The organism is Actinomyces sp. 565 (assembly GCF_010365615.1).
GTDB lineage: Bacteria > Actinomycetota > Actinomycetes > Actinomycetales > Actinomycetaceae > Actinomyces.
Map to the genome: position 1 here is coordinate 8,559 of NZ_PIZD01000068.1, position 9,710 is coordinate 18,268.

Here is a 9,710-nt window from a genome sequence, read left to right on the forward strand (position 1 = left end):
GCCCGGGCCCCGCGCAAGGCTCCGTACAGTCCCCGCGCAGTCCCCGCGCGAAGCTCCGCCCGATGCTCCGCGGACCTGCGCCCAATAGTGGCGCGCGCAGCGACCGCCCAGTGAGTCCTCAGTGGGCGCCGCGACGCGCCTGGATCTCCCGCGCCTGGGCCAGCCAGGACTCGGCGCGCGCCAGCCGCCCCTCCGCGTCGGCGCGCCACGGGCCGCCGTCCTCCCGGCGCGCGCCGGCAACCAGCGACAGCACCACGCCGGCGCAGCGTGCGCGCAGGGCCACCGGGTCCACCTGCTGCTCCGCCAGGCGGGTCCAGGTCTCCAGGGCCGGCCGCAGGTGCGGGTACGCGGCCGGCGCCAGGTGATCCAGGACGCTGACGTGCCCGAGCAGGCAGGCCAGGTCGTCAACGCGGCGCCCGGGCCCGAGGGAGTCGACATCGAGCAGGCTGGCAACGGCATCCCCCTCCATGAGCACATTGGCCTCATAGAAGTCGCCGTGGACGGGGACAACCGGGCCCGGATCGGAGGCCGCCATCAACTGCTCGACCCCCTCGGCGATCGCGCGGGTGCGGCCCACATGCTCCGGCAGGACGGTGGCGGCGGCATGCGCGTAGTGGCGGGCGCGCTCGGACCAGGCGGGGTGCGCGGCCAGCTGCAGCGCGGCCGCGGGCAGGGAGTCCAGCAACCCGGTCAGGGCGTTGAACACCCGTACCGCCTGTGCCTCATCCATGCCGCGGGAGAGCAGCCCGGACAGGGCCACGCCCCTGCCAGTGGACAGCAGCACCAGGCCGTCCCGGTCATCGCGCAGCACGTCCGGCGCGGGCACGCCCGCGGCACGCAGCATGCGGTGCCGGTCGGCGAATGCCGCGGACTGGCTAGGGCGTAGTACCTTGGCGTAGGCGGTGGTGGAGTCGGGATAGGTAACTCGCACCACCGCACGCCGGGTGGGCCGATAGGCGACCATGGTGGCCTTGACCGGGACACCCAGGCGCTGCGACAGCAGCGAAGGAGTGCAGGCTACCGCGAGCGCGGGCAGTTCCGGATCCGCCGGGTGCCGCCACACGTAGACGACCGGCCCGTCCCCGCCGGTGGGAGCCACCCGGGTCAGCCCGGCCGCCTGCGGATTGGACAGGCGGGCGGTGGTGGCGCACAGGTACTCGGTGGCGCGGCTGCCATCGGGGCGGGCAACTACGGCGGTGTAGCCGACCGAGACGCCGGCACCGGGTCGGTGGTGGACCGAATGGACCTCCCAGCTCATGAGCTGCTGGCCGGACGGCGCCAGTGCTGCTGCCAGCACGGAGGCCGCGCGCGCTCCGGTGAGCAGAGCGACCTCCCTGGGCTCATGGTCGGCCATGACGGTGCTCATGGGAACAGTCTGCCTTAATGCGCGCCAGGAGTGACAGGATGCGCGCATGGATCGCGTGCTTGACCGTGCTCGACCGCGCGGGTGATCCCGGTCGGTCAGCGGCAAGCCCTCAGCGGGCAGTGGCACAATCCCGCCATGCGCGACCTAGCCGCCCTGCCCAAGGCGCACCTGCATCTGCACTTCACGGGCTCAATGCGTCTGGAGACGCTCATTGAGCTGGCGTCCGGCGCGGGCGCACGGCTACCGACCTCGTTCCTCGATGGTGACCCGCTGCACGTGCCTGCGGACCATCGTGGCTGGTTCCGCTTCCAGCGGGCCTACGACACGGCCCGCCACCTGGTGGTCACCGAGGAGATCATGCGCCGCATCGTGCTGGAGGCGGCGCTCGACGACGCCGCCGAGGGGTCGCGGCGCCTGGAGATCCAGGTGGACCCGACCTCCTACGCCCCGTACGTCGGCGGTATCACACCGGCGTTGGAGATCATCCTTGATGCCGCCAGGCAGGCGACCATCCTGTCCGGGGTGGAGGTGGCGGTGATTGTGGCCGCGTCCCGTATCCGGCACCCCCTGGACGCCCGCACGCTGGCACGGTTGGCGACGCGCTACGCCGGGGACGGGCCGGGCACCGTCATCGGCTTCGGGCTGTCGAACGACGAGCGGGCGGGCGTGACCTCCTCCTGGGGGCCGGCCTTCGCGATCGCCCGCCGCGCCGGCCTGGCCTCGCTCCCGCACGGCGGGGAGCTGCTGGGGCCCGAGCACGTGCGCGACGTCGTCTCCGCGCTCGGCCCGACCCGGCTGGGACACGGGATCCGCACCAGCGAGGACCCGGCACTGCTGGACGCGATCGTCGCAGCGGGCGTGAGCCTGGAGGTGTGTCCCGCGTCGAATGTGTGCCTGGGCGTGTACCGGGAACCCGGTGACGTGCCGCTGCCGGTGCTGCTAGAGCACGGCGCCCAGGTGGCGCTGGGAGCGGACGATCCCCTGCTGTTCCAGTCCCGGCTGGTGGACCAGTACCAGATCGCCCGGGACCTGGGGCTGGATGACTGCGCACTGGCGGAGCTTGCGCGCGGCTCCATCCGCGCCTCCTTGGCCTCGCCCGCCTCGAAGCAGGCGTGGCTGGCGCAGGTGGATGCCTGGCTGGCGGCGGACGAGTAAGCCTCTGGCCGCCTGCCCGATCCGCGTGCCGGGCGGCGCGTGCGGGTGGTCGATCCCTGGGCCCGCCCGGACCTAGAAGCCGACGTGCACCGGCTCCGGCACGAGCGTGACCCCGAAGCGCTCGCGCACGCCGGTGACGACGGCGTCGCGCAGCCCGGTCAGGTCGGCGGCGCGGGCGTGACCGCGGTTGGTCAGGGCCAGCACGTGCTTGGTGGACAGGCTGGCGGTCGGCTCCGCCCCGGCGGTTGGCAGGGCGAAGCCCTTGCCGAAGCCGGCGTGGTCGATCAGCCAGGCGGCGGAGGTCTTCACCAGCCCCTCGACGACGGGCGCCTGCCGGGTGCCCGCCACCGCCCGGGAGTGGTCGGTGACCGGGAAGCGGGGGGCATCGTCGGGCAGGGCGTCGGCCTGGGCGGGGGTGAGGATCGGGTTGGTGAAGAAGGAGCCGGCGGACCAGGTGTCGTGGTCGGCCCCATCCAGGACCATGCCCTTGGAGCGGCGCAGTTCCAGCACGGCCTCGCGCACGGCGCGGGCATCCACCCTCTCGCCCACCTCGACGCCGAGGGTGTCTGCCAGCTGGGCGTAGGCGATGGGGGCGGACAGGGAGGCGCTGCGCACGGCGAAGGTCACCGCCAGCACCACCCAGCGGCCCGTTGGCCCCCAGGTGCGGCCGCCGCCGATGGCGGCGTCGCTCAGGGACCGCTTGAGGGCGGAATCCCGGTAACTCAGGTGCAGGCGGGCCAGCGGCAGGTGGACGGGGCGGCCAGCGACCCGGTCCCAGGCGCGCACGGATGCGAGCAGCTCGGCCACCTCCGCCCCGTAGGCGCCGATGTTCTGCACCGGGGCGGCGCCGACGGTGCCGGGGATCCCGGACAGGGGCGCGAAGCCGCCCCACTGGTTGGCGATGGCCTCGCGCACCAGGTCGTCCCAGGTGGTGCCGGCGGTGGCGGTGAACTCCACGCCCCCGCAGCGGTCATCCGCGGATAGGTTCACCTCCTGGCGAGCGTCACGCACAACCATGCCGTCGAAGCCCGCGTCGGCGCCCAGGATGTTGGACCCGCCGCCGATCACCAGCAGGGGGGTGCCGGCGGCGTCGGCCTGGCGGACGGCGTCGATGAGCTCGGCCTCGGTGCGCGCCTCGACGTAGCCGCCAACTGGGCCGCCCACCCGCAGGGTGGTCAGCTCGGCCAAGGTCGGCGCGGCGTCGGCGTCCGCTCCCAGCGGGCGGGCCAGCGCCGGGACGGGCGCCGGCCAGTCGGCGGGGTCGGAATGCACGGACATGGGCGTGGTGCACGCCTCGGTGCCGGACAGCGGTTCGGGCGCGCTCAGGCCGAAGCGGCCGGCGTCGGGGGGTAGTGACATGGAGGCTCCGCTCGGGTCGTGCTTGCAGGAGCAGGATAGGCGACCGCCTGAGCTCAGGGTGTCGCCTGACGGGAGTCGTGCGGCGCCCGCAGTTCACGCTCCTTGTCCGAGTTCGTCTGCTCAATCAGCACCGTGCGGTTGTACTTCTCGGCGGCGGCAATCACCGCGTCGGCAGGCTCCGCGAAGTAGGCGAGCTTGAGTTCGGGGACTGCCAGGCAGACGAGTATGCGGTGCGGCTGGGAACGTTTGTGCCCGGGGAACAGGCCCCGGGCACAGTTGGCTTCACTTCTTGTTGCGACGCTGGTGGCGCGTCTTGCGCAGCAGCTTGCGGTGCTTCTTCTTGGCCATACGCTTGCGGCGCTTCTTGATGACAGATCCCATTGAGGCTCCTTCGATGTTTGTTCGTGCCGGCCTGCTCGCGCGGCCGGCGGCGCCGGCGCGTAACTGAACGAGCGTGGTGGCCGAGCAACGGGCGGGTCAGCACTTCGAGGAGTCGCCGGTCAAAGGCTTGACAGTCGAGCGGAGCACCGACAGGCCGCACCCGACCACACGGGTGACGAAGGGATTGTAGCGGGTCTCAGGAACCGGTCGACGCAGAGTCCTCGTGGCCCCAGTCACCCAGGCCGGCCGCAAGGTACTGCTGGACCGCGCGCTCAGGAACCCGGAAGGAGCGTCCAACCTGCATGGCGGGCAGGTCACCGGAGTGGACCATGCGGTAGACCGTCATCTTCGACACGCGCAGCATGGCCGCCACCTCCGCCACGGTCAGGAAACTGGGGGCGCCTGCGGCGCTTGGTGAAGTCGAGGTGCCCGATGCCATGGCGGTGGTGTCCTGTCGTCAGGTCGTAGTGGACGCGAGGGGCCGGGCCGTACACGACCCCATGCGATTACGGAACGACTCCAATATAACCCGTGTCTCAACCGTCGCACAGGCTCTTTCCTCCCCCATTTGTCACGCGCGCCGCATCTCACACACCCGACACTCCCTGACGAGCCCCCGACGCGACGCGGCCCCGCGGCGCACAGCCCGGCAGTACCCGCCGCCGCACCTGATGGCCCACAATGACCCTGTGTCCTCAGCCATGAGCCCCGACTTCGAACCGCACCCCACTGCGCCCCCAGTCCGGCGCCAGGCGCGGACCGGAAACGGGGACGGGCCGGAGGCAACCGCCCGGCACCACGCCAGACCCGCTGCCCGCGCCGCAGCGGCCCACGCAGCCATGATGGGGACCGCCGAGCCCACCGACCCACTGGACCCGGAAGGGCCGGGCGCGATGGCACGCGAGCTGGCGGCCCCAGAGGACGCCACCGGCATACGCGGCCTGCTGGCACGCCTGGGACTGCGCAACCGCTTCGAGCGCGTGGCCCGGTTCTCCCCCGCACGCCTGGCCATCACCGTGTTCGCCATCATCGTCGCGGGGATTGCGGCTCTGCTCAGCCTGCCGATCGCCACGGCGAGCGGGCAGCGCGCCCCCTTCGTGGACGCCCTGTTCACGGCGACGTCGGCCGTATGCGTGACCGGGCTGACCACCGTGGACACCGCCACCTACTGGTCAACATTCGGGCAGCTGGTCATCATCACCGGCGCCGCGATCGGCGGCCTGGGCATCATGACGATGGCCTCGCTGCTGTCCTTCGCCGTGTCCCGCCACCTGGGACTGACGCAGCGCATGCTCACCGCCTCGGAGAACATGGCGGGGCTGGGCGACGTCATCTCACTGCTGCGCGCAGTCGCCTACGCAGCCTTCGGCGTCGAGGCGGTGCTGATGGCGGTGCTGCTTCCCCGCTTCCTCACGCTGGGGCTCGACTTCGGGCACGCCGCCTGGTACGCGTTCTTCATGGCGCTGTCCATCTTCAACAACGCCGGCTTCGTAGTCATGCCTGAGGGGCTGGCGCCCTATGCCAGCGACTGGTGGATGGGACTGCCGATCGTACTGGGCACCTTCCTGGGCGCCATCGGCTTCCCGGTGATCCGCGACGTGGCGCGCAACCGCCGTCGTCCCCGCCAATTGACCCTGCACAGCAAGCTGACACTGACCACCTACACCGCGCTCAGCGCCTTCTCCGCCGTGGCCATCGGCGCCTTCGAGTGGAACAACCCCAACACCTATGGGACGCTGTCCACCGGCGGGAAGCTTCTGACCGCACTGGTGAACAGCGTCAACGCCCGTTCCTCCGGGCTGTCAACGATTGCGCCGGAGCACATGCACGAGTCGACCTGGCTGCTGCAGGACGCACTCATGTTCGTCGGCGGCGGCTCGGCCTCCACGGCCGGCGGCATCAAGGTGTCCACCTTCGCGGTGCTGGTGCTGGCAATTCTGGCCGAGGCGCGCGGCGACCAGGACATCGAGGCCTTCGGGCGGCGCATCACCCTCTCAACCGTGCGCCTGAGCGTGGCAGTGTCATTCATCGGTGTCAGCATCGTCGGCATCTCCTCCCTGCTGCTGCTGGAGCTGACCGACTTAACCCTGGACCGCATCCTGTTCGAGGCGATCAGCGCCTTCGCCACCGTGGGCCTGTCCACGGGGATTACCCCGATCCTGCCGCCGAGCGCGAAGTACGTCATCATCGTGCTGATGTTCATCGGTCGCGTAGGCACGATGACGGCGGCCTCCGCGCTCGCACTGCGCGAGCGCCGCCGGGTGATCCGCATGCCCGCAGAGCGGCCCCTGATCGGCTGACTCGGTCCCCGTCAGCCACCCATCATGCCGGCCAGGGCATGCGCGGTGGCGGTGACGTCGTCGTGCCAGCCGGGCTCGCCGACGACGGCTCTCCGTACCAGCAGGCCCATGGCGGCGTTGTGCACGACCGCAGCCACCGCCTCCGCATCGAGGTTCCGGGCGATGTCTCCGCGTGCCTGCCACCGCCGGAGCGCACCGACGATCTCGGCACGCAACCGGACATAGTGCTCGGCATTGGCGGCGCGCAGATCCGGCTGGCGCGCCAGCTCGGCCCAGATGGCGACCTGGAGCTCGACGCGCGCTACTGCGCGAGCCCCCGCCTGAGCCGCCTCGCCGCCGCAGCCCTGTCCCGTAGCGCCGGGACTACCGTCGGCGGCCTCCCGCTTGTACCTCCAGGCCATCTCGACGGCGTCGACGAAAGCGGACTCAAATGGGGGGAGCTCCCCCGCGGCGGGCAGCCCCGCCATCCAGTCCACCACGGGGTTGATCGCCTGTCCGAGCACAGCCCGGACCAAGGACTCCTTCCCCTGGGGAAAGTACCGGTAGACGGTGGAGGAGGACATGCCGGCCTCGGCGATGATCTCGTCCATTGAGGCGCCGTCGAAGCCGCGGCGGGCGAAGCAGGCCTCCGCCGCCGCCATGATTCGGGCGGTCTGGCGGTCCCGGTAGGACTGAGTGACGCGGGGCATGGGGCCAGGATATGCGCGCCGGCACAGCCCCGTCTCCTGACCTAGACCAAGCCAAATCAAAACGAGTGTTTTGATTTAACCGCGAGCAGCTGCTAGCCTTCCACGCCAAACAGAAACGTTCGTTGTTGCTAGGAGGGCAGTTGAACACTTTGCACGCATTCGACCTTGACATCCCGCCCCTGGGCGCGCAGGCGCTTCCGGCCGCCACCGACCACGCCTTCCAGGCGCTGCGCTGGGCCGAGCTGATTGGTCCCCACGCGATCGAGGAGATCCGCGCGCTGTCACCGCTACCAAGCACAAATGCCGGCTGGGTGGAGGCGTACCTGCACCTCGGTCGGGCCGCCCGCGCGGCCGACCGGCAGTTCGATGCCGCCATCTACGAGCGTGCAGCCCAGTTCTTCATGGCGGGCGACGACCCGCGCCGCCTTCCCACCCGGCGCCGCTTCGTGAGCACCATGCAGCACCTGTTCGCGCTCAGCCCCGTGCGAGTAAGCTGCGACGGCGCCGATCTCCCCGCCTACGACCTGCCCGCCCAGGGTTTGGCGCCGGGCGAGGAGCCTCGCGGCACCTGGGTGCTCTTCGGCGGGTTCGACTCCTACATTGAGGAGTGGTTCCCGCTGCTGGCCGCGATCGCACAGCGGGGGCATCGCGTGATCGCCTTCGAGGGCCCCGGTCAGGGCGAGGTCCTGGAGGAGCAGGGCGTGCCGCTCACGGTGGAGTGGGAGCGGCCGGTGTCGGCGGTCCTGGACCACTTCGGGCTCCAGGAAGTCACGCTGGTTGGCCTGTCCCTGGGTGGAGAGTTGGCGATCCGGGCCGCCGCCTTCGAGCCGCGAGCCGCGCGTGTGGTGGCCTGGGACGTCATGGACGACTTCCTCGACGTCGCCATGCGGCAGGCGGCGCCCGTGCCGTCGCGCTTGGGCCGGGCACTGGTCGGGATGCCGGGCGGATTGGTGAATCGCCTGCTCGCGTTGGCAGGTAGGCACTCCGTCGTCCAGTGGGGGCTGGAGCAGGGGATGCGGGTAACCGGCACCGACTCCCCGGCACAGTTCCTGCGCTTCGCCGGGCGCCTGCACACCCGCGAGGTTTCCGTGCAGGTGCGCGGGGACGTGCTGCTGCTCGCCGGGGCGCAGGACCACTACGTTCCCCTGGCCCAGCTGCCCCGGCAGGTGCGCACCCTGACCGGTGCTCGCTCGGTGACCACCCGCGTGTTCACCGCGGCCGAGGGCTGTGCCTCCCACTGCCAGGTAGGCAACCTGGGCCTGGCGGTGCGCACCATCCTCGCTTGGGAGGAACCGCTGCTGTCAGGGGTTGGCCCGGAGCATTAGGAGGCGCGGGAGCCCGGACCGAGCAATCACCGTCCAAAGGCGGTTGGCCGACCCAGCGCGCCGGATCGCCCCACGTAGGCGCGGGCACGGGACGCACCTGCGCCAGTCGAGCCCCGCGCGCCGGATCGCGCCGAACTCGGCGGGAACAACGACCGATCTCGGCGGAGGGGACTACCGTTGGGTGCGGTGCCCGGCCGGTGACGTCAGCCGAGCACCGCTCGCTATCATCCGCCGAGTATCCACACATCGCCATTATCGCCATTGAGGACTCATGCCTGACCGCTCCGCCTACAACGACTCGACCCTGGTGATCGGGCTCGGCCGCTTCGGCTCGGCCATGGCCGCCACCCTGGACCGCCTGGGCCGGGAGGTCCTGGCCGTCGAGCGGGACCCCGTCCTCGTGCGCCAGTGGACCGGACGTATCCCGCTGGTGGAGGCGGACGCCACCGATATGGAGGCCCTCGAGCAGCTGGGGGCCACCGAGTTCGGCACAGCCGTGGTGGGCGTGGCCACCTCCCTGGAGGCCAGCGTGCTGATCACCGGCAACCTGGTGGACTTGCAGACCCCGCAGATCTGGGCGAAGGCCGTCTCCCGCGCGCACGGCCGTATCCTGCGCCGCATCGGCGCCCACCACGTGGTCTACCCGGAGTTCGACGCCGGGCAGCGCGCCGCCCACCTGGTATCCGGCCGCATGCTGGACTACATCGAGATGGAGAAGGGCGGCTTCACCATCGTCAAGATGCGCCCGCCGGCCGAGCTGCACGGCTTCACCATCGGCGAGTCCAAGATCCGCTCCCGCTACGGCGTGACCGTCTTCGGCCTGATGAGCCCGGGAGAGCCCTTCGAGTACGCCACCCCCGCCACCCTGGTATCCCCCGACGACGTCCTAGTGGTCGGCGGAGACGCCATGCTCCTGGAGCGCTTCGCCAACCGCGGCTGACCCGAGTAGGTCGCCAGGCGGCCGGAGAATGCCGCGACGCCGCCGGCACGCGCATGCCCGGGCGACGGTTCGGCACTTCGCATGACGGTTCGTACCTTTACACCGACGGTTCGTACCTTTCGGTGACTGTGCTGTCTCCACACTTCTGGGACGGTTGAGTCTCATGACTTCTGGGACGGTTGAGTCTCATGGGTT

The 9,710-nt window shown here is 71.0% G+C and carries 9 protein-coding genes; 4 read left to right on the forward strand and 5 right to left on the reverse strand.

Annotated features, from left to right (window positions below):
- Window positions 1-118: 118 nt before the first annotated feature.
- Window positions 119-1,366 (reverse strand): aminoglycoside phosphotransferase family protein, encoded by a 1,248-nt coding sequence (locus tag GZ997_RS11345; protein ID WP_161924785.1) that lies wholly within the window; start codon window positions 1,364-1,366, stop codon window positions 119-121.
- Window positions 1,367-1,501: 135 nt separating this feature from the next.
- Between GZ997_RS11345 and GZ997_RS11350 the strand changes: the two genes are divergently transcribed.
- Window positions 1,502-2,521: an adenosine deaminase gene (locus tag GZ997_RS11350; RefSeq protein ID WP_162679962.1), complete on the forward strand. Its 1,020-nt coding sequence runs from the start codon at window positions 1,502-1,504 to the stop codon at window positions 2,519-2,521.
- A gap of 72 nt (window positions 2,522-2,593) precedes the next feature.
- On the opposite strand, the gene GZ997_RS11355 is transcribed toward GZ997_RS11350, so the two are convergent.
- From GZ997_RS11355 to GZ997_RS11365, 3 genes are all read right to left on the reverse strand, one after another.
- The gene (locus GZ997_RS11355) at window positions 2,594-3,799 is read right to left on the reverse strand and encodes a UDP-N-acetylmuramate dehydrogenase (protein WP_162679966.1); all 1,206 of its coding nucleotides are present in this window, start codon (window positions 3,797-3,799) and stop codon (window positions 2,594-2,596) included.
- 363 nt (window positions 3,800-4,162) lie between these two features.
- Window positions 4,163-4,261 (reverse strand): AURKAIP1/COX24 domain-containing protein, encoded by a 99-nt coding sequence (locus GZ997_RS11360; RefSeq protein ID WP_003792170.1) that lies wholly within the window; start codon window positions 4,259-4,261, stop codon window positions 4,163-4,165.
- Between the two features lie 196 nt (window positions 4,262-4,457).
- A complete protein-coding gene (locus GZ997_RS11365) occupies window positions 4,458-4,700 on the reverse strand; it encodes a helix-turn-helix domain-containing protein (protein WP_161924792.1) in 243 nt (80 codons plus the stop codon).
- A gap of 454 nt (window positions 4,701-5,154) precedes the next feature.
- On the opposite strand from GZ997_RS11365, the gene GZ997_RS11370 reads away from it, so the two are divergent.
- Entirely contained in the window at window positions 5,155-6,561 is a 1,407-nt protein-coding gene (locus GZ997_RS11370) for a potassium transporter TrkG (protein WP_237564408.1), read from the forward strand.
- 11 nt (window positions 6,562-6,572) lie between these two features.
- Here the strand turns inward: GZ997_RS11370 and GZ997_RS11375 are convergent, their stop codons facing one another.
- Window positions 6,573-7,250: a TetR/AcrR family transcriptional regulator gene (locus GZ997_RS11375; RefSeq protein ID WP_162679963.1), complete on the reverse strand. Its 678-nt coding sequence runs from the start codon at window positions 7,248-7,250 to the stop codon at window positions 6,573-6,575.
- A 140-nt stretch (window positions 7,251-7,390) separates the two neighbouring features.
- Here GZ997_RS11375 and GZ997_RS11380 point away from each other — a divergent pair, with 140 nt between their 5' ends.
- Entirely contained in the window at window positions 7,391-8,575 is a 1,185-nt protein-coding gene (locus GZ997_RS11380; RefSeq protein WP_162679964.1) for an alpha/beta fold hydrolase, read from the forward strand.
- Between the two features lie 271 nt (window positions 8,576-8,846).
- The gene (locus GZ997_RS11385) at window positions 8,847-9,515 is read left to right on the forward strand and encodes a TrkA family potassium uptake protein (protein ID WP_161924794.1); all 669 of its coding nucleotides are present in this window, start codon (window positions 8,847-8,849) and stop codon (window positions 9,513-9,515) included.
- The last annotated feature ends 195 nt before the right edge of the window (window positions 9,516-9,710 follow it).

Coding starts and splice junctions, on each gene's coding strand:
- GZ997_RS11345 (WP_161924785.1), bottom strand. CDS start 1,366: ATGAGCACCGTCATGGCCGACCATGAGCCCAGGGAGGTCGCTCTGCTC.
- GZ997_RS11350 (WP_162679962.1), top strand. CDS start 1,502: ATGCGCGACCTAGCCGCCCTGCCCAAGGCGCACCTGCATCTGCACTTC.
- GZ997_RS11355 (WP_162679966.1), bottom strand. CDS start 3,799: ATGTCCGTGCATTCCGACCCCGCCGACTGGCCGGCGCCCGTCCCGGCG.
- GZ997_RS11360 (WP_003792170.1), bottom strand. CDS start 4,261: ATGGGATCTGTCATCAAGAAGCGCCGCAAGCGTATGGCCAAGAAGAAG.
- GZ997_RS11365 (WP_161924792.1), bottom strand. CDS start 4,700: ATGGCATCGGGCACCTCGACTTCACCAAGCGCCGCAGGCGCCCCCAGT.
- GZ997_RS11370 (WP_237564408.1), top strand. CDS start 5,155: ATGGCACGCGAGCTGGCGGCCCCAGAGGACGCCACCGGCATACGCGGC.
- GZ997_RS11375 (WP_162679963.1), bottom strand. CDS start 7,250: ATGCCCCGCGTCACTCAGTCCTACCGGGACCGCCAGACCGCCCGAATC.
- GZ997_RS11385 (WP_161924794.1), top strand. CDS start 8,847: ATGCCTGACCGCTCCGCCTACAACGACTCGACCCTGGTGATCGGGCTC.